The sequence below is a fragment of the Nonomuraea phyllanthi genome, from assembly GCF_006334985.2.
Taxonomy (GTDB): domain Bacteria; phylum Actinomycetota; class Actinomycetes; order Streptosporangiales; family Streptosporangiaceae; genus Nonomuraea; species Nonomuraea phyllanthi.
The window spans coordinates 225,564-248,649 of the sequence record NZ_VDLX02000007.1 but is presented as its reverse complement, the minus strand read 5'-3'; the positions used below and the strand labels follow the sequence as shown (position 1 = coordinate 248,649).

The window sequence follows — 23,086 nt, the reverse complement described above, 5'->3', positions numbered from 1 at the left end:
GGCGAGGGGCGGGATTCCTGTCGGGCGCAGGCGGTAGAACTTATTGCCGTGAGCCGTTTCGACGAGCCTCTGACGAAGGCGCTCGACCCGAAGACCGCCAAGCTCCTGCACAGCGTGCTCGACCTGGAGACGGTCGGCGACCTGCTGCGCCACTACCCCCGGCGTTACGCCGAGCGCGGCGAGCTGACCTCGCTCGACGCCCTGGAGGTCGACGAGCACGTCACCGTGGTCGGCGAGGTCACCAGGCTCATGCGCAAGCCCATGCGCAACCGCGGCGGCACCTGGCTGGAGGTCGAGGTCGTCGACGGAAACCGCAACAAGATCTATCTCTCCTTCTTCGGCAAGGGCTCCCACGTGGCGGAGTCGCGGCTGAAGGCGGGGCGGCGCGGCATGTTCGCCGGCAAGGTGGGGCTGTTCGGGTCGCGTACGAACCCGCGCTGGCAGCTCTCGCACCCCGAGTTCGAGCTGTTCGAGGAGAGCGAGGCGAGCGCGGAGGAGTTCGCGGCGGCGCCGGTGCCGATCTATCCGGCGGGCAAGGATCTCACGCCGTGGGCGATCAGGCGCGCCGTCGGCGTCGTGCTCGACACCCTCGGCCCGCTCGACGACCCGCTGCCCGCCGACCTGCGGGCCCGCCACGGGCTGCAGGGGCTGGGCGAGGCGCTGGTGGCCATCCACCGGCCGAAGGACTTCGCCGAGGTGGGGCGGGCGCGAAAGCGGCTGAAGTTCGACGAGGCGTTCGTGCTGCAGGCCGTGCTGCTGCGGCGGCGCCAGGCCGCCACCGCGCTGCCCGCCAAGGCACGGCCGAGGCGTTCCGGCGGCATGCTGTCCGACTTCGACGCGCGGCTGCCGTTCTCGCTGACGGAGGGGCAGGCCCAGGTCGGCGAGGAGATCGCCGCCGATCTGGCGCGCGAGCACCCGATGCACCGGCTGCTGCAGGGCGAGGTCGGCGCGGGCAAGACGGTGGTGGCGCTGCGGGCGATGCTCCAGGTGGTCGACGCGGGCGGTCAGGCGGCGCTGCTTGCGCCCACCGAGGTGCTGGCCCAGCAGCACCACCGCTCGATCACCGCCATGCTGGGCGACCTGGCGCAGGGCGGCATGTTCGGGGGCACGGCCGTCACGCTGCTGACCGGCTCGATGAGCGCCGCCGCCCGGCGCTCGGCCCTGCTCGACGCCGCCTCGGGCACCGCGGGCATCGTCGTGGGCACGCACGCGCTGCTGCAGGAGCACGTGCAGTTCGCCGACCTGGGGCTGGTCGTGGTGGACGAGCAGCACCGGTTCGGGGTGGAGCAGCGCGACGCGCTGCGCGAGAAGGCGGGGGACGGGCGGCCGCACGTCCTGGTCATGACGGCCACCCCGATCCCGCGCACGGTCGCCATGACCGTCTTCGGCGACCTCGAGGTCTCGACGCTGTCGCAGCTGCCGTCCGGCCGCGCCCCCATCACCACCCACGTCGTCCCGGCCGCCGAGAAGCCCCACTATCTCGAACGCACCTGGGAGCGGGTGCGGGAGGAGGTGGCGCTCGGGCGCCAGGCGTACATCGTGTGCCCGCGCATCGGCGACCTGGAGGGCGACGAGGGCGACCTGGCGGCGGCCACCGGGGAGGAGCGCCGCCCGCCGCTCGCCGTGCTGGACGTGGCCGAGCTGCTGCGCGAGGGCCCCTTCCACGACCTGCGCGTCGGCACTCTCCACGGCAAGCTGCCGCCGGAGGAGAAGGACGCCGTCATGCGCTCGTTCACGCGGGGCGAGCTCGACGTGCTCATCGCCACCACGGTGATCGAGGTGGGCGTCGACGTCCCCAACTCCTCCGTCATGATCATCATGGATGCCGACCGCTTCGGCGTCTCCCAGCTCCACCAGCTCCGCGGCCGCGTCGGCCGCGGGGGCCTGCCGGGCCTGTGCCTGCTGGTCTCCGACTTCCCTGAAGGCACTCCCGCCCGCGCCCGCCTCGACGCGGTGGCCGCCACACTCGACGGCTTCGAGCTGTCGCGCGTGGACCTGGAGCAGCGGCGGGAGGGCGACGTGCTGGGTGAGGCGCAGTCCGGCAAGCGCTCGTCGCTGAAGCTGCTGCAACTGCTGCGCGACGAGGACGTGATCGCCACGGCCCGCGACGAGGCCGCCACCCTCCTGACCCACGACCCCGACCTGACGACCCACGAGGCCCTCCGCGCCGAGATCACCCGCCTCCTGGCCGACGAACGCGCCGAGTACTTGGAGAAGACGTAACGCGCACCCCGGCGGCCGGCGTTCAAGGCGAGCACCCGACGGAGTGCGCGGCGCATCACGGGAACGGCCCACCGTAGGCCGGCGCCCGACCGGAAGGGACCGCCCAAGAGGGCGGGCAGGACCGTGTGACGCCCGACCGGAAGAGGCCGCCCAAAGAGGTCGGGAGGTCGCGTGCGGCGGCCAAGCCGGGAACCACGGAGCCGGCCAACGATCCCGCCGTAACGGCGACCGGCCATGTGCGGGTCAGCGAGCGTCGCCCTGGAGGCCACCGGCCATGTGCGGCGGGAGGCGCCGACCAGGCCTGCCGTAACAAATGGAGAAAGAAAAAAGGCCCAGCCGCGGGGACGGCCTCCCCCCGAATGCCGTCCCCGGCTGGGCCCACCCTCGGGTCAGGTGCCGAGGGAACCGGCGTGCGGAAGGGCTCACGATCACGCCGGTCGGCCTCCATGTGGGTCACCTTGAAGGCCGCAGAACTCATCTTGCGTGCCCGACTCCCGGATGTGAATCACCCTTGCGCACTTGAGGCAGACACTTGTCCACTCTTGACCTGCGCGAACATGCGGAACAATGGGTCACATGACGCGGATCATCGCAGGCATCGCGGGTGGGAGGCGGCTGGCGGTGCCGCCGGGGCGCGGCACGAGGCCGACCAGCGACAGGGCCAGAGAAGGGCTCTTCTTGACGCTCGACTCGCTGCACGGGCTCGGCGGCGCGCGCCTGCTCGACTTGTACGCCGGCTCGGGGGCGGTCGGCCTGGAGGCGCTGTCCAGAGGCGCGAAGGAGGCCGTGCTGGTCGAGTCGGACCCGAGGGCGGTGCGCACGATCAAGGCGAACGTGCAGGCGCTCGGCCTCGACGGCGCCCGCGTGGTCGCGGACAAGGTGGAGCGGGTGCTGGGCAGGGCGCCGGGCGAGCGTTACGACATCGTGTTCGCGGATCCGCCCTACGCCATGGCCGACGACGAGGTCCAGCGGACGCTGGCGCTGCTGCGGGACAACGGCTGGCTGGCAGATGAGGCTTTGGTGGCGTTCGAGAGGGAAAGCCGGGGAAAGGCCCTTATGTGGCCAGAAGGCTACGTTGAGGAGAGGGTCCGTCGTTATGGCGAAGCATCCGTTTGGTACGGTCGCGCCGCCGGGAACCCGTAGACCTGGGAGGCGTCTTGCGCCGCGTAGTCTGCCCGGGGTCGTTCGACCCCATCACCAATGGCCACCTCGACATCATCGGCCGCTCCGCCCGTCTCTATGACGAGGTGACCGTGGCGGTCCTCATCAACGTCGAGAAAAGCAGCCTGTTCACGGTGGACGAACGAATAGACATCCTGCAGACCGTGACCAAGGACTTCCCGAACGTCAAGGTCCGCAAGTTTCACGGGCTGCTGGTCGACTTCTGCCGGCAGAACGACATCCCCGCCATCGTCAAGGGCATCAGGGTGGTCAGCGACTTCGACTACGAGCTGCAGATGGCGCAGCTCAACTACCGCCTGTCGGGGGTCGAGACGCTTTTCATGCCCACCAACCCCGAATACTCGTTCCTGTCCTCCAGCAGGGTGAAGGAGATCGCCCGGTACGGCGGGGACGTCTCGGGCCTCGTGCCGGACCTCGTGCACAAGCTGCTGATCGAGCGGCTCAGGGGCTGAGTGCGACCTGCTATCCTTTCATTTCGGCCTTGTACGACGGCGATCGTCTCGCCATGCCTAGCGAGAGCAGGATGACTCAGCACCTCGACCCCCGCTCCCCGTGGGTGATCTCCACTCATGACCTGGGAAAGCGGCCGGGCACGATGCGGCGGATGACTCTGACCCTCCCGGCACCGGTGGATCTCGGCGTCGACATGATCGGTGTCCCCAAGGACGCCGAGGTCGAGCTGGATCTCCGGCTCGAAGCAGTGATGGAAGGCGTGCTCGTGTCAGGCACGGCGCAGGCCCCGCTCGCCGGGGAGTGCGCACGCTGTCTCGACCCGCTCACCTCGGAGATCGAGGTGAGCCTGCAGGAGCTGTTCTTCTACTCCGACGAGGACGCCTCGGAGGAGGATTCACTGCTCGACGGCGAGCTGCTCGATCTCGAGCCGACGTTCCGTGATGCGGTGGTGCTCGCACTGCCGCTGAGCCCCGTGTGCCGCGAGGACTGCGAGGGGCTCTGCGCGGAGTGCGGGGTCAAGCTGGCCGAGGCCGGCGCGGATCACCGGCACGAGAAGATCGATGCCCGCTGGGCGTCGTTGCAAGGTCTGATTACCGACAAAGATAACGATCAGGAGAAGTGACGTGGCCGTCCCGAAGCGAAAGATGTCGCGGAGTAACACCCGCCACCGTCGCTCCCAGTGGAAGACGACTGCTGTCGCCCTGGTGAGCTGCCCGCAGTGCCGTTCGCCCAAGCAGCCGCACATCGCCTGCCCCACCTGCGGCACCTACAACCGTCGTCAGGTCATCGAGCCGTCCGCCTGATCCGCCAGTTGACGTGATGCCGACCGGGTGCAATTGTGCCTCGGTCGGCGTTACCGTCTCAGATGCGTGCGGCGGCGGCTCGCCCGCGGTCGTGGTGGACGCCGGGGCTACGTGCTACCCCGACGCCCACCACGTTTTCGGGCATCCTCCGCAGTCGGCGCGCCATGCGAAGATGTCCGAGGAGGAAGCACGTGGGCGCAGGTCCTAAGCCGGTGGCCGTGGAGGTCGCCAGAGACGAGCTGCAGCGGGTCCTGGTGGTCGGCATCGACGCCGACATCCTGGAGCGGGCGCTGACCCACCGCTCCTACGCGTACGAGAACGGCGGCCTGCCCACCAACGAGCGCCTGGAGTTCCTGGGCGACTCGGTGCTGGGCCTGGTGGTCACCGACACCCTCTACCGCAACCATCCCGACCTGCCCGAGGGCCAGCTGGCGAAGCTGCGCGCCGCGGTGGTCAACATGCGCGCGCTGGCCGACGTGGCCCGCAACCTGGGCCTGGGCCGGTTCCTGCGGCTCGGCAGGGGCGAGGAGGGCACCGGCGGGCGCGACAAGTCGTCCATCCTGGCCGACACCCTCGAGGCCCTGATCGGCGCGATCTACGTCGACAAGGGGCTCGACGAGGCGTTCCGGGTGGTGCACCTGCTGTTCGACCCGCTGATCGTCCGCTCGGCCTCGCTGGGCGCCGGGCTCGACTGGAAGACCTCGCTGCAGGAGCTGACGGCGTCCGAGGCGCTCGGAGTGCCCGAGTACCACGTCGAGGAGAGCGGCCCTGACCACGCCAAGTCGTTCACGGCGATGGTGCGGGTCGGCGGCGAGTCCTACGGCACGGGTTACGGGCGCAGCAAGAAGGAGGCCGAGCAGCAGGCGGCCGAGTCGGCCTGGACCCGGATCAAGGCCAGGCGCGAGCAGCGCGAGAGCCAGCCCGCCGGTTGAGCCGCCCTCCGGAGCTGTCCGGAAGGCCATAATGCGGTTGCCGCGAGGATGGTTCGCGACCCACCGGCCCGGAGGTCTCGCACAGCCGAGGGTGAGGCGCACCGAGCGGCGGTTGGAGTTCCCGAGGGCTGATGTGAGGTCCTCGAGGCGGTCGGACGTGGCGGCTGAGCGGCGTGGTGCCAGCCGGTTCAGGTGTGATGGCCGAGCGGTGTGATGCCATACGGTTCGGATGTGGTGGCCGAGCGGTGTGATGCCACACGGTTCGGGTGTGGTGGCGGAACGGTTCCCATGTGGTGGTCGAGCGGTTAGGGGTGTGAGGTGCCTGAGCTACCGGAGGTCGAGGTCGTCAGGCGCGGCCTCGCGCAGTGGGTCACGGGGCGCGAGATCGCCGCGGCGGAGGTGCTGCACCCCCGCGCGATCAGGCGGCACGTGCCCGGCGCCGACGAGTTCGCCGCGCGGCTCAAGGGCCGCGCGGTCGTGTCGGCCGAGCGGCGCGGCAAATACCTGTGGCTCCCGCTGTCCGGCGGCGAGGAGGCGCTCATGGCCCACCTGGGCATGAGCGGCCAGCTGCTGGTGGCCGACCAGGACTCGCCGCTGGAGAAGCATCTCCGCGTACGGGTCCGCTTCGAGGACGGCGGCCCTGACCTGCGCTTCGTCGACCAGCGCACGTTCGGGCACGTCATGGTGACCCCGCTGGCCGGGGGCGTGCCGGCGCCGATCGCCCACATCGCCCCCGACCCGTTCGAGGCGGCGTTCGACGACGCCGAGTTCGCCCGCAGGCTCAGGGCCAGGCAGACCGAGATCAAGCGGGCGCTGCTCGACCAGTCGCTGATCAGCGGCGTCGGCAACATCTACGCCGACGAGGCCCTGTGGATCGCGCGGCTGCACTGGGCCAGGTCCACGCGGACGCTCACCCGCCCCAAGGTCGACGAGCTGCTGGCCGGCGTGCGCGCGGTGATGACGGCCGCGTTGCGGCAGGGCGGCACCTCGTTCGACAGCCTGTACGTGAACGTCAACGGCGAGAGCGGCTACTTCGAGCGCTCCCTGGAGGTGTACGGCCGGCGCGACCTGCCGTGCTCGCGCTGCGGCACCGCGATCAGGCGCGAGCCGTTCATGAACCGCTCGTCCTACTCCTGCCCCAGATGCCAGCGACGGCCGCGCTGAGCACGGCCAGCCCGGCGCCCAGCCACATCACCGCGGAGATCGAGAACCCGTCCACGACCCGGCCTCCGGCGAGCGCGCCGAGCGCGATGGAGACGTTGAAGGCGCTGACGAACAGCGCCGTGCCGAACTCGCCGCCGCCCTCCCGCATGATCCACAGCTGCAGCGTCACCCCGACGCCGCCGTAGCCGAGGCCCCACACCACGAGCACGGCCAGGGGCAGGCCGATCGTGGGCAGCGCCGCCATGCCCAGCGTCATGAGGGCGACCAGGGTGATCAGCACCGGCCTGGGGTTTCTGGCGGCCCGGGCGCCGGCCGCGAAGTTGCCCGCCACGCCCGCGGCCCCGTACAGCAGGAGGACGGCGCCGACGAGGGCGGGACCGGCGTGCGAGACCTGCTCCAGGAAGGGCCGCAGGTAGGTGTAGGCCGCGAAGTGGCCGGACACGACGAGAACGGTGATCGCCAACAGGGTCGTGAGCCGCCAGGAGACCCCTCCCCGGCGGGCTCCCGGCGCGCGGGCGGGGGCCTGGCCCGGCAGGGGCGGCAGCGTCGCGTACAGGACCGCCATCAGGATCAGCGCCACCACCCCCATCGCGGCGAACGCGCTGCGCCACCCCAGGAACGACGAGACCAGCGTGGCCGCGGGCACCCCCAGCACCGACGCCACGGACACCCCGCCCAGGATGATCGACGTGGCCCGCCCGACGGAGCGTTCGGGCACGAGGCGCGCCCCGAGGCCGGCCGCGAAGGCCCAGAACCCGCCGATGCTCACCCCCGTGAGCACCCGGGCCGCCAGCATCACGGGCAGGTTCGGCGCGAACGCGCCCACCAGGTCGGCCACCGCCAGCACCGCCATCAGCCCGAGCAACGTGATCCGCCGGTCGAGCCCGCGGGTGGCGAGCGCCAGCACCGGCGCCGACACGGCGGCGACCAGCCCCGGCGCGGTCATCGTCAGCCCGGCGGTCCCGTCGGACACGCCCAAGGAGGAGGAGATCGAGGTCAGCAGGCCGACGGGCAGCATCTCGCTGGTCACGATGGTGAACGTGCCGGCCGCGACCGCCGAGACGGCCGCCCAGCGCGCCCTCGTCGCGGGAGGAACATCAGTCATGGTCATGCGCCCCAGCCTTCGCCCGCGCGCCGGGGGGAACAATGGCGAAGTCCGAAGGCTTGGTTTAGGCAGGCTAAGCGATCCGGAGGTGGTGGCCGTGGAGTTCAGGGAGCTGGAGTGCTTCGTCGTGCTCAGCGAGGAGCTGCACTTCGCCCGTACGGCGGAGCGGCTCTACCTGTCGCCGGGCCGGGTGAGCCAGCTCATGCGCTCGCTGGAGACGAGGATCGGCGGCCGGCTGTTCCAGCGGACGAGCCGCAGGGTGCGCCTCACGCCGCTGGGCGAGCGGTTCCTGGCCGACCTGCGCCCCGCCTACGACGGCCTGGCGAGCGCGGTGAGCCGGGCCAAGGCGGCCGCCCGCGAGGTGACCGGCGTGCTGCGGGTCGGCTTCCTGGCCACGCCCACCGAGGTCGTCACGGGCAGCGTGCGGGCCTTCGAGCGGCGCCATCCCGAATGCGCGGTGGAGCTGGTCGAGATCCCGCTCTCGGATCCTTTCAGCAAGGTGCGGGCCGGGCAGGTGGATCTCGCGTTCACGCTGCTGCCGGTGGACGAGCCCGACCTGGCGACCGGGGAGGGGCTGAACGAGGTGCCGTACCAGCTGGGCGTCTCCGTGCGCCACCCGCTGGCGGGCCGCGCCGCCGTCTCGGCCGAGGAGCTGGCGGAGGTGCCGCTGATCGGGCTGGACGGCCCGGCGCCGCGCGCCTGGCAGGAGCGGGCGGCACCCTCCGTGACCCCTTACGGACGGCCGATTCCCCGCGCCGGTACGGTGGCCACCAGCCAGGAGGGCCTGACCCGGGTGGCGCTCGGCCGGGGCGGCATGCTGTTCTGCGCGCCGACGGCGGATCACCACCGGCGGCCCGACGTGAGTTTTGTCACGGTCACGGGGCTGCCTCCGTCCGTCATGGGCCTGGCCTGGGTCAAGGCCGCGGAGACGGCGGCGATCAGGGCGTTCGCCGAGACGGCGGCCGGGCACGCACTCGGGGTGGAGTCCCTGGTGGCCTGAGGGGAGAGGACATGCAGGACGACGGCGAGGACGCACGGCTGACCGCCTGGGTTCGGGGCAGGGTGCAGGGTGTGGGGTTCCGCTGGTGGACCCGTGCCCGTGCGCTCGAGCTGGGGCTCGCGGGCTGGGCACGCAACATGGAGGACGGCCGGGTGGAGGTGGTCGCGCAGGGTTCGAGGCAGTCGTGCGTCAAGCTGCTGGAGCTGCTCAGAGGTTGCGACACGCCGGGCAGGGTCGATGGAGTAGTGGAACGCTGGAGCGAACCCCGAGGTAGTTTGGGCGGGTTTGTGGAGCGGTAGTGCCTTCCGTTAAACCGCCCAAATAGGGTATAGTTGTATGTCGGGAGTGCCCATCAGTAGGGCTCAGCGGTTCGTTCGACTTGACCGCCCACACTGCCGGTGCGACTCTTGTTAGGTACCACGCGCACCCCTCCCGCGGAATAAGAAGTGCGCGAACCAGTCTGGTCACTCAGCGTGGAGGACCCTTTACCATGGCGAAGGCTCTACTCGGCCACGTCGGCGGTCCTGACCCTCGGATGGTCTCGGAGATGCGCCGCCTGCAGCAGCGTATCCGGGATCTGGAGGCAGAACTCATCCGACTTCAGGCCACTAATGACGCTCTTGCGGCGCAAACCCGTGATGAGGCACTAAGCCGCATGCAAGAGCGCGAGCCGGCACTCACCTGAGAGTGATCGGAGCGCAAGACCCCAGGGACGTCTCGGAGAGGCGTCCCTTGTTATTTGCGCGTTTTCGGAAAGCTTCCTTTGCCCGGGCCGAGCCGGTCCAGACTGTACGTGCCCACGTGGGGCAGTAAGGGCCAGTAGGCTTTCCCGAGTCCGCATCAGGTGAAGGGGGTCGCGCTTGTATTTGAAGACCCTCACCCTGCGCGGCTTCAAGTCCTTCGCCTCCGCGACCGCCCTGCGTTTCGAGCCCGGCATCACCTGCGTCGTCGGCCCCAACGGCTCCGGCAAGTCCAACGTCGTCGATGCCCTGGCCTGGGTCATGGGCGAGCACAGCGCCAAGTCGCTGCGCGGCGGCAAGATGGAGGACGTCATCTTCGCCGGCACCTCCTCCAGGCCGCCGCTCGGGCGCGCCGAGGTGACGCTGACCATCGACAACACCGACGGCGCGCTGCCCATCGACTACACCGAGGTCACGATCAGCCGGCTGATGTTCAGGTCGGGGCAGAGCGAATACGCGATCAACGGCGACACCTGCCGCCTGCTCGACATCCAGGAGCTGCTGTCCGACTCCGGCATCGGCAGGGAGATGCACGTGATCGTCGGGCAGGGCCAGCTCGACGCGGTGCTGCACGCGGGGCCCGAGGACCGGCGGGCGTTCATCGAAGAGGCCGCCGGCGTGCTCAAGCACCGCAAGCGCAAGGAGAAGGCGCTGCGCAAGCTCGACGCCATGCAGGCCAACCTGACCCGCGTGCAGGACCTCGCCACCGAGCTGCGCCGCCAGCTCAAGCCGCTGGGCCGCCAGGCGGAGATCGCCCGCAAGGCCGCCGTCATCCAGGCCGACCTGCGCGACGCCCGGCTGCGGCTGCTGGCCGACGACATGTGCATCCTGCGGACGACACTGGAGCGCGAGGCCGCCGACGAGGCCGCGATCATGGCAAGGCGCGCCCAGGTCGAGGCCGAGCTGGCCGAGGGCCAGCAGCGCGAGGCGGCGCTGGAGGCCGCCGAGGCCGAGACGCAGCCCCGGCTGGCCGCCGCGCAGGAGACGTACTTCCGGCTCTCGTCGCTGCGCGAGCGCATCACCGGCCTCGCCCGCCTCGCCGCCGAGCGCCACCGCCACGCGCTTGACGCCGCCGCCATCGAGCGCCGCGGCCGCGACCCCGAAGACCTCGAACGCGAGGCGGCCGAGGTGCGCGAGCAGGAGCTGATCCTCAGGGCCGAGCTGGAGCAGGCGCAGGAGCTGCTGGAGGAGGCCGTCCAGCGGCGGGCCGAGGCCGAGGCCGGGCTGAGCGCCGAGGAGCAGCGGCTCGCCCTGGCCGCGCGGGCCGCCGCCGACCGCCGCGAGGGGCTGGCCAAGCTGCGCGGCCAGGTCGATTCCGTACGGAGCCGGGCGCGCGCCGCCGAGGAGGAGATCGGGCGGCTCCAGCAGGCCGTGGCCGACGCCGCCGAGCGCGAGCGGCAGGCCAGGGCGGACCTGGAGGCAGGGCGCCTGGAGGAGCCCGCCGTCGATCCCGCGCTCGCCGAGGAGCTGGCCACGGCGCAGGCCCTGGTGGAGGAGGCCAAGGCCGTCGCCGACGAGGCGAGGGCCGCGGCCGACGAGGCCAAGGCGGGTCTCGACGCGCCGCGCGCCGCCGTGCGCGCCGCGACGTCGGGAGTGGCCACCGCGCGCGCCGCCGATCAGGAGGCTCAGCGGTCCGTGGCCGCGCTGGCCGCCCGCCGCGACGCGCTGGAGCTGGGGCTGGCCAAGGGCGACGGCGGCGCGGCCCTGCTGGACGCGGACCTGGCCGGGGTGCTGGGCCCGCTGGCGGCCTCGATGCAGGTCACGCCGGGCGCCGAGCCGGCGGTGGCGGCCGTGCTCGGGCCCGTGGCGGAGGCGATCGCGGTCAAGACCCTCGACACGGCCGTCGAGGCACTCGACCTCCTGCACACCCGGGGCTCCGGGCACGCCACCCTCCTGGTCGCCCTGCCCGGCGGCTCGGACGACGGCCCCCACGACGGCCCCCACGGCGGCTCGCGCAACGGCTCGAAGGGCGCGCCCAACGGCAGCTCCCACGACGGGTCAGGGCGCGGTAAGGAGGCGGCTCCGGGTGGCGGGCGGTGGGTGGCCGACCTCGTCACCGTGCCCGACCACCTGCGGCCCGCGCTCGACCACGTGCTCGCGAACGTCGTGGTCGTGGACGACCTCGCCACCGCCCGCGAGCTGGTCGACCGCCACCCCGAGCTGAGGGCGGTCACCAGGACGGGCGACCTGGTGGGCGCGCACCTGGCCTCCGGCGGCGCCGAGGACGGCACGTCCGTGCTCCAGGTGCGGGCCGCGCTCGACGAGGCCGTGGCGGACCTGGAGGAGGCCGAGCGCACGGCGGAGCAGACGGCCGAGGCGCTGGAGCAGGCGATCGAGGGCGAGCAGGCCGCTCAGGCGGCGCTGGAGGCCGCGCAGGCGAGGGCCAGCGAGGCGCAGACCGCCGTCACCACCGCGCAGGCCGGGGTGAGCGCCGCCCAGGGCGGTCTCGACCAAATCAGGGGCCGCCAGCGGGAGGCCGACCAGCGCACGGCCGCGGCCGCCAGGCGGCTGGCCCAGTTGGAGGCCGCCGCGGGGGCGGCCCACGACGAGGCCGAGCGGCTGGCCGCGAGCGTCACCAGGGCCGAGGGGTCGCGTACGGAGGGCCTGGAGGAGCTGGCCGAGCTGGAGATCCGCCTGGCCGAGGCCGAATACGCCCAGGAGCTGGAGACCGAGCCCACCACCGACGCCCGCGACGACCTGGCGAGCGCCTGCGAGGCGGCCAGACAGCGTGAGATGGACACCCGCCTTCAGGTCCGCACGGCCGAGGAGCGCGTCAAGGGCATCGAGGGCCGTGCCGACGGCCTCATGCGGGCGGCCCAGCGCGAGCGCCAGGAGCGCGCCCAGGCGGCCGCGCAGCGCGCCAGGCGGCGCCGCCAGGCGACGGTGGCCGAGGCCGTCAGCAAGGGCGCCAGGCAGGTGCTCAGGGCGCTGGAGTCGTCCATCGAGCTGGCCGCCAGGGAGCGCGACGAGGCCGACCTCGCCCGGGTCGCCGTCGACGCCGAGCTCAAGCAGGTGCGCCTGCGCGTCCGCGGGCTGGGCCAGGAGCTGGACAAGCTGGTCAACCGGGTGCACGGCAGCGAGGTCGCCCGCACCGAGCAGCGGCTGCGGCTGGAGCAGATGGAGGAGCGGGCGCTGGAGGAGTTCGGGGTCGAGGTGGAGGCCCTGATCTCCGAGTACGGCCCCGAGGTCCCGGTCCCGGGTGATCCGCCCGTGCCGTACGTGCGCGAGGAGCAGGAGAAGCGGGCCAGGACCGCCGAGCGGCAGATGAACCAGCTCGGCAAGGTCAACCCGCTCGCGCTGGAGGAGTTCGCGGCGCTGGAGGAGCGGCACGCGTTCCTCACCTCGCAGCTCGAGGACCTCAAGAAGACCAGGCGCGACCTGCTGACCGTGGTCAAGGAGGTCGACGACCGGGTGGAGCAGATGTTCGCCTCGGCGTACGAGGACGTGGCCAGGGAGTTCGAGCAGATCTTCACCAGGGTGTTCCCCGGCGGCGAGGGGCGGCTGGTGCTGACCGAGCCGGCCGACATGCTGACCACCGGCATCGAGGTCGAGGCCCGGCCGCCGGGCAAGAAGGTCAAGCGGCTGTCGCTGCTGTCGGGCGGCGAGCGGTCGCTGACGGCGGTGGCGTTCCTGATCTCCATCTTCAAGGCGCGGCCCTCGCCGTTCTACGTGATGGACGAGGTCGAGGCGGCGCTGGACGACACGAACACGCAGCGGCTGCTGACGCTGTTCGAGGAGTTGCGGCAGAGCTCGCAGCTGATCGTCATCACGCACAACAAGCGCACGATGGAGATCGCCGACGCGCTGTACGGCGTGTCGATGCGGGGCGACGGCGTGACCCAGGTGGTCAGCCAGCGGCTGCGCGAGCGCGAATCCGCCTGAAACGCCGCCCGCCGGGAAAGAAGGGCGGGTCGGTGTGGCCTTGGGCATGACCATGCCGGTCGATCTGGAAAACTGACATCTTGTGGATGGTTACCTCGGCGTCATAGTGATCGTGGCCCTGATCGCCCTGCTGGCGGCCGGCGGCCTGCTGTTGTACTTCCGGCCGGGGCGTAAAGCGGCCCCGCCGGTCAAGCCGCCGCCGGAGGCCCCCGTGCTTCCCGAGAGGGAGGAGCAGGCGGCCAAGCCGGGCGAGGAGGCCGAAGGCGCGACCACCACGCTCCCGCCCCCGGTCAAGCCCGCCGAGCCGGCGGTCGTCGTCCCCGAGATCGAGGTGCCGCCGCCGTCCGCGGGCCGGATGGTGCGGCTGCGCTCGCGGCTGGCGCGCTCGCAGAGCGCGCTCGGGCGCGGGCTGCTGGAGCTGCTGTCCCGCGACCGGCTCGACGACGAGGTGTGGGACGAGATCGAGGAGCGCCTGATCACCGCCGACGTGGGTGTGGCGCCGACCCGGGTCATGGTCGAGGACCTGCGCACCAAGGTCAAGGTGCTGGGCAGCCGCAGCCCCGAGGAGGTCAGGGGGCTGCTGAAGGAGGAGCTGCTCGCCCAGGTCAACCCCGACCTGGACCGCACGCTCCAGGTCCAGCGGCACGGCGAGCGGCCCGCCGTGGTGCTCGTCGTGGGCGTCAACGGCACCGGCAAGACCACCACCACGGGCAAGCTTGCCCGCTCGCTCATCGGCGACGGGAAGAAGGTCGTGCTGGGCGCGGCCGACACGTTCCGGGCGGCGGCGGCCGACCAGCTCCAGACGTGGGGCGAGCGGGTGGGCGCCGACGTGGTGCGCGGCCCCGAGGGCGGCGACCCGGCGTCGGTGGCGTTCGACGCGGCCGCCAAGGGCATCGAGGAGAAGGCCGACGTCGTCATCGTCGACACCGCGGGCCGCCTGCACACCAAGACCGGCCTGATGGACGAGCTGGGCAAGGTCAAGCGGGTCATCGAGAAGAAGGCCACCGTCGACGAGGTGCTGCTGGTCCTCGACGCCACCACCGGCCAGAACGGCATGCGCCAGGCGCAGGTGTTCGCCGAGGTGGTCAATATCACGGGCATCGCGCTGACCAAGCTCGACGGCACCGCCAAGGGCGGCATCGTGATCTCGGTGCAGCGGGAGCTGGGCGTGCCGGTCAAGCTGGCGGGGCTGGGAGAGGGTCCGGACGACCTGGCGCCGTTCGACCCCGAGGTGTTCGTGGACGCGATTCTGGGGGAATAGGGGTCATTCCGGGCACACGGTAATTATTGGTGAAATGCCCATTACCAGAAAAAATATTGATGGGTGTCGTTCGGGTGTGCTGACATGTATCGGTCATCAATGATCGCTCGATTCCGCGCGAGAGGGCGCCCATGAAGAAGATCGTCGTACACAGACCAGGGACGTTGAAGCCGACCGCCGCGGCCTCGCCCAGGCACAACGGCTGAGCCGCCCGGCCGGCGCGCCGCTCGCGCGGAGCGCCGGCCACGACGGAAAAGGGCTCCTGTGGACACGATCACCCTCGACGCCGATCGCCGGATCGACGGCCCCTACACCTTCGCGGCCGCGCTGCTCGGCCGCCTCGTCCCCCAGGCGCTGGAGCGCGTGCCCGGCCTGGTCGCCGCACATGACATCGAGATCCGCGCCGCCGCACCGCGCTTACGCGAGGTCGTGGCCGAGCGCAGGAGATCCCTGGCCGCGAGCCTGCCCATCGGCCAGCGGGTGCTGGTGCCCGGTGCCCGGCGCAGCCTGAGGGTGGCGAACGGGCTGGCCGAGTTCGTCCGCGACCACCTGCGCGACGCCGGCCCGCTCGCCGTGACCGTCACGAACCTGGGCGAGGCCGACCCCACCGACACCGAGCTGATCGCCGTGCTGCGGCGCAGGGTCGACCCGGGGCTGCTCACCATCGAGGAGGGCCCGTCGGCCCCGAGCGACGGCCCGCTGTGCGCGGACTTCGACCGCTTCCGCGACGAGGGCTTCCACCACGCCATGGCGGAGTCGGGCCTGCACGCGCTGGCCGGGCTGGCGTACGAGGAGGATCCCCAGAGGTGGCGGCACCTGCTGCAGCGGACCGCGGCCTCGCTGGAGGCCATCGAGCGCGAGGACGATGCCCGCGAGCTGTATGACAGGTCCAGGCGCGAGAGCACGGACCCCAGGCACCGCGCCACCGTCGCCTACGCCACCGCCATGATCCTCGTACGCCACCACGACCCCGCCCGGCGCGACCCCGAGCAGGCCCTGGCCTGGATCAACGAGGCGATCACGATCACCTCGCTGCTGCCCGACCGCGCCGACCGCGCCTTCCACCTCGGGTTCGACCTCAACGGCAAGGCCCTGGTCGAGGTGCGCAGGGGCCGTTTCGACGCGGCGATGGACCTCGTACGCCAGGCCATCGAGCTGGCCGAGACGGACCTGGCCGACCAGCACCCGATCCACCGGCTGGTGCTGTACGGCAACAGGGCGCAGCTGCTCGCCATGGCCGGCCGCACGGAGGAGGCGCTGGCCGACTACACGCGCGCCGTGGAGGCCGACCCCGGCTACCCCGACTACTACCTGGAGCGCGGCAACCTGCTGCTCCGGCTCGGCCGCACGGACGAGGCGCTGGCCGACTACGAGGCGGTCATGCGGCTCAGCCCGCCCTTCCCCGAGGCCTACTACAACCGGGCCGAGCTGCGCTTCGCCGCCGGCGACCTCGACGGCGCCCGCGCCGACCTGGACCACACGCTGGAGCTGGACCCCGAGTTCGCCGCCGCGTACGTGAACCGCTCCGGCATCATGGCGGGGCTCGGCGAGCACGAGCAGGCCAGGCGCGACGTGGTGCGCGGCCTGGCCCTCGCGCCGCGCGACCCCCACCTGCTGTGCGTGCTCGGGCAGGTCGAGCTGGCCGAGGGCCGCCCCGCGGAGGCGCGCACGGCGTTCGACGCGGCGCTGGAGGCCGACCCGGCCTTGGTGGCGGCCTGGGCGGGCCGGGCGGAGCTGGCGTTCGGGCGCGGCGAGCACGACGCGGCGCTGGCCGACCTGACGCGGGCCCTGGAGCTGGCCGAGACGGCCGAGCTGCTGTTCAACAGGTCCGTGGTCTACCGGGCCGCCGGGCTGGCCGGAAAGGCCCGTGACGACCTGCTGAGAGCCGCGCAGCTGGATCCTGAGGACGAGGACGTCGGACGGGCGCTCGCCGAGGTGTGATCCATGGGACGGCGCTACTGGCTCCTGCTGAGCGCTTTCCTCGCCTCGTCGTTCGGCACGTGGGTCTACCGGCTCGCGCTGCCGCTGCTGGTGTACGACCTGACCGGGTCGGCGCTGGGCACCGGGCTGGTCTACGTGATGGAGTACCTGCCGTACCTGGCGCTGGGCGTGTTCGGCGGCGTGCTGGCGGACCGGGTGGACCGCAGGCGCGTGCTGGTGCTCGGCGACCTGGTCTCCGGGGTGATCACGACCGTGCTGGCGGTCATGATCAGCGTGGGGGAGACGCGGCTGTGGCCGGTCTACGGGGTGGCGTTCCTGCTGTCCTGCGCCGACCCGCTCTACCAGCCGGCGTTCAGGTCGATCCTGCCCTCGCTGGTCCCGGTGGACCGGCTGCCGCAGGCCAACGCCCGCATCCACATGGGCGAGCACGCGGTGAACATGGCCGGCCCGGTGGTGGGCGGCGCGCTCGTCGTGAGCTTCGGCTACGAGGTCGCCATCTACGCCGACGCCGGCACCTTCCTGGTGTCGGCGCTGCTCATCTGGCTCATCAGGACGGCTCCCGCCGTGGTCGCGGCGGGCCGCTCGGTGCGGGCGGACCTCCACGAGGGCCTGCGCTTCCTGCTGCGCGGCGACAGGATCGTGCTCACCACCGCGCTCACCTCGCTGGCCTGCAACTTCGGCGTCTGGCTGCTGCTGGCGGGCATGGTGTACTACCTCAGCTCCTACCACGGGTTCACGCCGGAGCAGATCGGCGTCGTCTACGCCTTCCAGGGGGTGGGGGCGGTGCTGGGCGCGGTGCTCGGCAGCCGGCTGATCCGCAGGTTCCCGCCCGGTCCGGTGATCTGCTGGGCGGTCTGCGCGGGCGGCCTGGCGATGCTGCTGATGATCCCGGCCCGCGGTCCCGTGCCGATCGGCCTGGCGTGGCTGGGGCAGTTCGCCGCGGCCGGCACCTCGATCGTGGCCACCGCGACCGTACGCCAGCTCCTCGTGCCCAACGAGCTGCTCGGCCGGGTGCTGGGCACGGCCAGGATGATCGCCTTCCTGTCCATCCCGCTGGCCTCGCTGGCGACCGGGGTGTTCGAGTCGTTCGCGCGCAACGCGTACGCGCTGATGGCCTTCGCCGGGGTGAGCTGGCTCGCCATCGCGGCGGCCGTGGCCTGGTCGCCGCTGCGCTGGGTCAGGCTGGCGGGGCTGCGGAGTGAGAGCGCGGCCCGATTGGAACCACCAGAGGAGTCCCCGCGACCGGATCCTCGATGACCTTGGCGTCCAGGTCGAACACCTCGCGCAGCAGCTCCTCGGTCAGCACCTCGTGCGGGGTGCCGGCGGCGATCACCTTGCCCGCGCGCATGGCCACCAGCCGGTCGGCGTAGCGGGCGGCCAGGTTGAGGTCGTGCAGGACCATGACGACCGTGCGGCCCGCCTGCCGGTGCAGGTGCCGTACGAGCTCCAGCACCTCCACCTGGTGCGCCAGGTCCAGGAACGTGGTGGGCTCGTCGAGCAGCAGCAGGTCCGTGCCCTGGGCCAGGGCCATGGAGATCCACGCCCGCTGCCGCTGGCCGCCCGACAGCTCGTCCAGCGGGCGCTCCGCCAGGTCGGCCAGGCCCGTCATGTCCAGCGCGGACGCGACCGCGCCCTCGTCGTCCGACGACCAATGCCGGTACCACGTCTGGTGCGGGTGCCGGCCCCTCGCCACCAGGTCGGCCACGGTCAGCCCCTCGGGCGCGGTGGGCGCCTGGGGGAGCACGCCGAGGATCTTGGCGACCTCGCGGGTGGGGATCCTGTCGATGCGCTTGCCGTCCAGCAGCACCTCGCCCCCCTGGGGCTTGAGCAGGCGGCCGAGCGCGCGCAGCAGCGTGGACTTGCCGCAGCCGTTCGGGCCGATGATCGTGGTCACGGTGCCCGCCTCGATGCCGAGGTCGAGCCCGTCGACCACCAGGCGCTCGCCGTACCCGAGCTTGACCCCGGCGGCCTTCAGCCTCATTTGCGTGACCTCCAGATCAGGTGGATCAGATACGGCGCTCCGAGCACGGCGGTGACGATGCCGACGGGCAGCTCCAGCGGCGAGAACGCGGTCCTGGCGATCAGGTCGGCGGCGGAGGTCAGCACGGCGCCGACGACCGCCGAGCACAGCAGCGGCGGCTGAGCGGAGCGGGTGAGCCTGAGCGCGATCTGCGGCGAGGAGAGCGCCACGAACGCGATCGGCCCGGCGGAGGCGGTGGCGACGGCCGCCAGCAGCACGGCGGCCAGGATCATCAGGGCGCGGGCCACGTTCGTGCGGACGCCGAGGGCGGCGATCGTGTCGTCGCCGAAGCGCAGGGCGTCGAGCGAGCGGGTGCCGAGCAGGGTCAGCGGCACCAGCACGACCAGAGCCAGCGCGGTGGGCGTCACGTGCTCCCAGCCCCGGCCGTTGAGCGAGCCGCTGATCCAGACCATGGCGCGGCCGGTGTCGTTGACGTCGCCGACGGTCAGGAGCCAGAACTTGATGTTGGTGAACACGGCGGCCACGCCGATGCCGACCAGCACCAGGCGGTAGCCGTCCAGGCCGCGCCGCCAGGCCAGCCCGTAGACGACGGCGGCGCCGATCAGGCCGCCGAGCAGGGCCAGCGCGGGGATGCCGAGGGTGGCCAGCAGGCCGCTGGTGCCGCCGTACACGCTGCCGCTGGCGACGACGCCGGCCACGACCGTGACGGAGGCGCCGGTGGTGACGCCCAGGATCTCGGGGCTCGCGAGGGGGTTGCGGGCGATGGACTGGATGATCGCGCCGGAGAGCGCGAGCGCGGCGCCGACCAGGGCGCCGGTGAGGGCGCGCGGCAGGCGCAGCTCCATGATGACGAAGTGGGCGGGGCTGTCGGCGTCGAACGTGCCCGCGACCACGTCCGCCAGGCTCATCCGGAGCTCGCCGAGCCGCATGCTCAGGGCCATCAGCAGGGCGAGGACGACGAGCCCCGTCAGCGAGACGGCGAGCGCGCGCGGGCGTACCCGCCAGGACATGCCGCCGACGCGCAGGGCGAGAGTGCTCATCACAGGCGCACGGGCTTCCTGCGCCGTACCAGCGCGACGAAGAACGGCGCGCCCAGCAGCGCCAGCACCACGCCCACCTCCAGCTCTCCCGGCGGCGCCACCACGCGCCCGATCACGTCGGCGAGCAGCAGCAGCGCCGCCCCGACCAGCCCGGAGTACGGCAGCAGCCACCGGTGGTCGGTGCCCGACAGCGAGCGGGCCAGGTGGGGCACGATCAGCCCCACGAACGCCAGGGACCCGCAGGCGGCCACCGCGGCGCCCGACAGCAGGGTCACCGCGGCCACGCCGACGGCCCGGGTCCTCGGGATGTTCTGGCCGAGGCTCCTCGCCACGTCCTCGCCGAGGGACAGCGCGTTCAGCCCGGGGGCGTTGAGCATCGCGAGCACCAGGCCGGCGAGGATGAACGGCAGCACCTGCCACACCACGTCCGCGCCCCTGGCCGCGATCGAGCCGGCCTGCCAGAAGCGGAAGACGTCCATCGCCTGCTCGTCCAGCAGCACGATGGCCGAGGTCAGCGCGTACAGCAGGGCGCTGACGGCGGTGCCCGCGAGCGCCAGCGTGACCGGCGTGGGGCCGCCCCTGCCGCCCACCATGCCGAGCGCGAACACCGCGACGCTGGCGACCAGCGCGCCCGCCAGGCCGAACCAGATGTAGGCGAGCAGGCTGGAGGCGCCGAGCAGGATGATCGAGGACACCATCGCGAACGCCGCCCCCTGCGTGACGCCGAGCAGCCCCGGGTCGGCCAGCGGGTTGCGGGTGTGGCCCTGCATGAGCGCGCCGGCCACGCCGAGCGCGACCCCGGCGAGCACCCCTAAGGCGGTCCTCGGCAGGCGCAGCGAGCGGATGACGATGTCGTTCTCGGTCCCGGTGGGCGCGGTGAGCGCGTGCCAGACGTCGGGGAGCGGCACCGACTTGGAGCCGATCGTGATGCTCAGCACGATCGCGGCGAGCACGGCCGCGACCAGGGCGAGCAGGACGGTGATCCGCCGGGGCCCGAGGCCGTGGAGGCGCGGTGCCACGGCGGTCGCACTCACCCATGCCTCCTCAGCGTTTGCCCGATGCTGGTGAAGTATGCCAGCTTAGGCAGGGCTAACCTAATTTAGGGTTGCCTTACTTGATGGACTCCGGAAAGGGATCTGATGAGACCGTTGCGCGTGCTGGCGTGTGCCCTCCTCATGGCGGGGCTCGCGGCCTGCGGCTCCTCGGAGACGCCCGCGACCTCCCCATCCTCCGCCGCGCCGTTCAGGACGGTACATCACGCGATGGGCGACACCGTGATCCCCACCCAGCCCAAGCGGGTGGTCGCGCTCGACCAGAGCTTCGTCGACGCGGTGCTCACGCTGGAGACGCCGGTGGTGGGCTTCACGACGTACCGGTCGATCGAGTCGGCGCTGCCCGACTACCTCGGGCCCGTGGTCGAGCAGTACGGCAAGGAGGCGACCCCCGTCGGCACGCTGGAGCAGCCCAGCCTGGAGAAGATCATCGCGCTCAAGCCCGACCTGATCGTCTCGGCGAAGGTGCGGCACGAGGCCCTCTACGACAAGCTGTCGAAGATCGCGCCGACCGTGTTCAGCGAGACCACCGGGGCCATCTGGAAGGAGAACCTGCGGCTCATGGGGCAGGCCCTGGGCAAGGAGTCGCTGGCGGAGACCAAGATCAAGGCGTACGAGGAGCGGGCGGCCACGATCGGCACCGAGATCAAGGAGAAGCGGGGCTCGATGCCGACGATCTCGATCGTGCGCTTCGCCGGCGAGCCGACGACCCGCCTCTACGTGGAGAACTCCTACTCCGGCGTGGTCATGAAGGACATCGGCTTCCCGCGCCCCGAGGACCAGCCGACCGCGCAGGACGCCATCGCGGTGGACGTCAGCCAGGAGCGCATCTCCGACCTGGACGCCGACCAGATCTTCGTCGCCACCTACCCGGACCCGTCGAGCGAGGGCCCCAAGGAGAAGTTCGTCGGCAACCCGCTCTGGGGCAGGCTCAAGGGCGAGAAGCACGAGGTGGACGACCTGACGTGGATGAGCGCGGTGGGCATCCAGGGGGCGCACGCGATGCTGGACGACGTGGCGGAGTTCTTCTCCGTGGATCCGGCGAAGGTCTGACCACCCCGGTTTCACGAGGCGTTGAGGAAGGCGCGCAGCTCCTCCAGGTGCGGCGCGACGTCGAGGCCCTGGCCGGCCAGCCACCCCGGGTCGCCGTACGTGCCGCAGTAGCGGTCGCCGCTGTCGCAGACCAGCGTGACGATGCTGCCCTGCTCGCCCGCCGCGCGCATCTCGCCGATCAGGTCCACGCAGGCCGCCACGTTCGTGCCCGTGGAGCCGCCCACGTCCAGGCCCGTGACCTCGCGCGTCCAGTGCATGGCGGCGATCGAGCGGGCGTCGGGCACGGCGATCATGCGGTCGATGACGGACGGCTGGAACGAGGGCTCCACGCGCGGCCGGCCGATGCCCTCGATGCGCGAGCCTGGCGCGGTCACCGAGGTGTCGCCGGAGACCCAGCTCGGGTAGAAGGCCGAGCCCTCCGGGTCGACGACGGCCAGGCGGGTGGCGTGGCACCGGTAGCGGATGTAGCGGCCGATCGTGGACGAGGTGCCGCCGGTGCCGGCGCCCACCACGATCCACGACGGCTCCGGATGAGGCTCCATGGACATCTGGGAATAGATGGACTCGGCGATGTTGTTGTTCCCGCGCCAGTCGGTGGCCCGTTCGGCGTAGGTGAACTGATCCATGAAGTGGCCGCCCGCCTCGGCGGCCAGACGGTGAGATTCGTCATAGATCGCGCGGGGGTCCGTGACGAGGTGACATTTCCCGCCGTAGAACTCGATGAGGTGACACTTCTCCGGCGACGTGGACGCCGGCATGACCGCGATGAACGGCAGGCCGAGCAGGCGGGCGAAGTACGCCTCGCTCACGGCCGTGGATCCGCTGGACGCCTCCACGATCGTCGTGGTGGGTCCGATCCAGCCGTTGGCCAGGCCGTACAGGAAGAGAGACCGGGCGAGCCGGTGTTTCAGTGAACCAGTGGGGTGCACCGACTCGTCTTTCAAGTAGAGGTTTACACCCCAATGCGAGGGCAGCGGAAAGACGTGCAGATGTGTGTCGCAGCTACGGTTGGCGTCGGCCTCGACCTTGCGAATGGCCTCCGCCACCCAGCGGCGTGTTCCCGGGTCGTGACGGTCCACGAAACTCATGCTCATACGCTATCTCATGTGACTCTCGCCACTCTTTCCGGAAAATTGGGTGAGTAGTGTTATGATTATGAGACTTGTCCGGCCGTGGACGTGATGACGCACGCCGCGAGCAGATGGACGGATACCCCCTCTGACCAAGGCGGACCCTCTAACGCGTCCCTTACCTGGGACTTGCCATGATGGAAA

General features: G+C 71.7%; 20 protein-coding genes. 15 read left to right on the top strand and 5 right to left on the bottom strand.

What is annotated here, in order from left to right:
- Window positions 1-48 precede the first annotated feature (48 nt).
- The 7 genes from recG to mutM all read left to right on the top strand — a co-directional run bounded on the left by recG (window position 49) and on the right by mutM (window position 6,757).
- A complete protein-coding gene (recG, locus tag FH608_RS20555) occupies window positions 49-2,223 on the top strand; it encodes an ATP-dependent DNA helicase RecG (protein ID WP_139632169.1) in 2,175 nt (724 codons plus the stop codon).
- A gap of 576 nt (window positions 2,224-2,799) precedes the next feature.
- Entirely contained in the window at window positions 2,800-3,366 is a 567-nt protein-coding gene (rsmD, locus tag FH608_RS20550; RefSeq protein WP_139632168.1) for a 16S rRNA (guanine(966)-N(2))-methyltransferase RsmD, read from the top strand.
- Between the two features lie 14 nt (window positions 3,367-3,380).
- Complete coding sequence (gene coaD / locus FH608_RS20545) at window positions 3,381-3,857, top strand: pantetheine-phosphate adenylyltransferase (protein ID WP_139632167.1); 477 nt, start codon at window positions 3,381-3,383, stop codon at window positions 3,855-3,857.
- Window positions 3,858-3,910: 53 nt separating this feature from the next.
- The gene (locus FH608_RS20540; protein WP_139632388.1) at window positions 3,911-4,480 is read left to right on the top strand and encodes a YceD family protein; all 570 of its coding nucleotides are present in this window, start codon (window positions 3,911-3,913) and stop codon (window positions 4,478-4,480) included.
- A 1-nt stretch (window position 4,481) separates the two neighbouring features.
- On the top strand, window positions 4,482-4,661 hold the full coding sequence (gene rpmF / locus FH608_RS20535) for a 50S ribosomal protein L32 (RefSeq protein WP_139632166.1): 180 nt from the start codon (window positions 4,482-4,484) through the stop codon (window positions 4,659-4,661).
- A gap of 212 nt (window positions 4,662-4,873) precedes the next feature.
- Complete coding sequence (gene rnc, locus FH608_RS20530; protein ID WP_139632387.1) at window positions 4,874-5,593, top strand: ribonuclease III; 720 nt, start codon at window positions 4,874-4,876, stop codon at window positions 5,591-5,593.
- A gap of 318 nt (window positions 5,594-5,911) precedes the next feature.
- Window positions 5,912-6,757, top strand: coding sequence for a bifunctional DNA-formamidopyrimidine glycosylase/DNA-(apurinic or apyrimidinic site) lyase (gene mutM / locus FH608_RS20525; protein WP_139632165.1), 846 nt, complete (start codon window positions 5,912-5,914; stop codon window positions 6,755-6,757).
- Here mutM and FH608_RS20520 read toward each other — a convergent pair.
- Entirely contained in the window at window positions 6,705-7,868 is a 1,164-nt protein-coding gene (locus tag FH608_RS20520) for an MFS transporter (protein ID WP_139632164.1), read from the bottom strand. The genes mutM and FH608_RS20520 overlap by 53 nt on opposite strands.
- 91 nt (window positions 7,869-7,959) lie before the next feature.
- Here FH608_RS20520 and FH608_RS20515 point away from each other — a divergent pair, with 91 nt between their 5' ends.
- The 7 genes from FH608_RS20515 (at window position 7,960) to FH608_RS20485 (ending at window position 17,943) form a co-directional block, all read left to right on the top strand.
- Window positions 7,960-8,862 carry a LysR family transcriptional regulator gene (locus tag FH608_RS20515; RefSeq protein ID WP_193318531.1) on the top strand — a complete coding sequence of 301 codons (903 nt, stop codon included), beginning with the start codon at window positions 7,960-7,962 and terminating at the stop codon, window positions 8,860-8,862.
- An 11-nt stretch (window positions 8,863-8,873) separates the two neighbouring features.
- Window positions 8,874-9,161 (top strand): acylphosphatase, encoded by a 288-nt coding sequence (locus FH608_RS20510; protein WP_139632162.1) that lies wholly within the window; start codon window positions 8,874-8,876, stop codon window positions 9,159-9,161.
- 191 nt (window positions 9,162-9,352) lie between these two features.
- Window positions 9,353-9,547, top strand: a complete 195-nt coding sequence (locus FH608_RS52820; RefSeq protein WP_090938435.1) for a hypothetical protein — start codon at window positions 9,353-9,355, stop codon at window positions 9,545-9,547.
- A gap of 175 nt (window positions 9,548-9,722) precedes the next feature.
- A complete protein-coding gene (gene smc / locus FH608_RS20500; protein WP_139632161.1) occupies window positions 9,723-13,484 on the top strand; it encodes a chromosome segregation protein SMC in 3,762 nt (1,253 codons plus the stop codon).
- An 82-nt stretch (window positions 13,485-13,566) separates the two neighbouring features.
- A complete protein-coding gene (gene ftsY / locus FH608_RS20495) occupies window positions 13,567-14,745 on the top strand; it encodes a signal recognition particle-docking protein FtsY (protein ID WP_139632160.1) in 1,179 nt (392 codons plus the stop codon).
- 264 nt (window positions 14,746-15,009) lie between these two features.
- On the top strand, window positions 15,010-16,686 hold the full coding sequence (locus tag FH608_RS20490; protein WP_139632159.1) for a tetratricopeptide repeat protein: 1,677 nt from the start codon (window positions 15,010-15,012) through the stop codon (window positions 16,684-16,686).
- 3 nt (window positions 16,687-16,689) lie between these two features.
- Window positions 16,690-17,943: an MFS transporter gene (locus tag FH608_RS20485; protein WP_139632158.1), complete on the top strand. Its 1,254-nt coding sequence runs from the start codon at window positions 16,690-16,692 to the stop codon at window positions 17,941-17,943.
- On the opposite strand, the gene FH608_RS20480 is transcribed toward FH608_RS20485, so the two are convergent.
- Genes FH608_RS20480 through FH608_RS20470 form a run of 3 tightly spaced genes read right to left on the bottom strand, consistent with a single transcriptional unit; the run spans window position 17,864 to window position 20,741 of the window.
- Window positions 17,864-18,667 carry an ABC transporter ATP-binding protein gene (locus FH608_RS20480; RefSeq protein ID WP_139632157.1) on the bottom strand — a complete coding sequence of 268 codons (804 nt, stop codon included), beginning with the start codon at window positions 18,665-18,667 and terminating at the stop codon, window positions 17,864-17,866. The genes FH608_RS20485 and FH608_RS20480 overlap by 80 nt on opposite strands.
- Window positions 18,664-19,707 carry a FecCD family ABC transporter permease gene (locus FH608_RS20475; protein ID WP_139632156.1) on the bottom strand — a complete coding sequence of 348 codons (1,044 nt, stop codon included), beginning with the start codon at window positions 19,705-19,707 and terminating at the stop codon, window positions 18,664-18,666. Before FH608_RS20475 ends, FH608_RS20480 begins: the two co-directional genes overlap by 4 nt.
- Window positions 19,707-20,741, bottom strand: coding sequence for a FecCD family ABC transporter permease (locus FH608_RS20470; protein WP_139632155.1), 1,035 nt, complete (start codon window positions 20,739-20,741; stop codon window positions 19,707-19,709). Before FH608_RS20470 ends, FH608_RS20475 begins: the two co-directional genes overlap by 1 nt.
- A 105-nt stretch (window positions 20,742-20,846) precedes the next feature.
- On the opposite strand from FH608_RS20470, the gene FH608_RS20465 reads away from it, so the two are divergent.
- Window positions 20,847-21,812: an ABC transporter substrate-binding protein gene (locus FH608_RS20465; protein WP_139632154.1), complete on the top strand. Its 966-nt coding sequence runs from the start codon at window positions 20,847-20,849 to the stop codon at window positions 21,810-21,812.
- 11 nt (window positions 21,813-21,823) lie between these two features.
- Here the strand turns inward: FH608_RS20465 and FH608_RS20460 are convergent, their stop codons facing one another.
- Window positions 21,824-22,900, bottom strand: a complete 1,077-nt coding sequence (locus FH608_RS20460; protein ID WP_139632153.1) for a PLP-dependent cysteine synthase family protein — start codon at window positions 22,898-22,900, stop codon at window positions 21,824-21,826.
- Between the last annotated feature and the right edge of the window lie 186 nt (window positions 22,901-23,086).

Bases quoted from the DNA above. Each gene is read 5' to 3' on its own strand.
- rsmD (WP_139632168.1), top strand. From the start codon at position 2,800: ATGACGCGGATCATCGCAGGCATCGCGGGTGGGAGGCGGCTGGCGGTG.
- FH608_RS20540 (WP_139632388.1), top strand. From the start codon at position 3,911: ATGCCTAGCGAGAGCAGGATGACTCAGCACCTCGACCCCCGCTCCCCG.
- FH608_RS20520 (WP_139632164.1), bottom strand. From the start codon at position 7,868: ATGACCATGACTGATGTTCCTCCCGCGACGAGGGCGCGCTGGGCGGCC.
- FH608_RS20510 (WP_139632162.1), top strand. From the start codon at position 8,874: ATGCAGGACGACGGCGAGGACGCACGGCTGACCGCCTGGGTTCGGGGC.
- FH608_RS52820 (WP_090938435.1), top strand. From the start codon at position 9,353: ATGGCGAAGGCTCTACTCGGCCACGTCGGCGGTCCTGACCCTCGGATG.
- FH608_RS20485 (WP_139632158.1), top strand. From the start codon at position 16,690: ATGGGACGGCGCTACTGGCTCCTGCTGAGCGCTTTCCTCGCCTCGTCG.
- FH608_RS20480 (WP_139632157.1), bottom strand. From the start codon at position 18,667: ATGAGGCTGAAGGCCGCCGGGGTCAAGCTCGGGTACGGCGAGCGCCTG.
- FH608_RS20475 (WP_139632156.1), bottom strand. From the start codon at position 19,707: ATGAGCACTCTCGCCCTGCGCGTCGGCGGCATGTCCTGGCGGGTACGC.
- FH608_RS20465 (WP_139632154.1), top strand. From the start codon at position 20,847: ATGAGACCGTTGCGCGTGCTGGCGTGTGCCCTCCTCATGGCGGGGCTC.
- FH608_RS20460 (WP_139632153.1), bottom strand. From the start codon at position 22,900: ATGAGTTTCGTGGACCGTCACGACCCGGGAACACGCCGCTGGGTGGCG.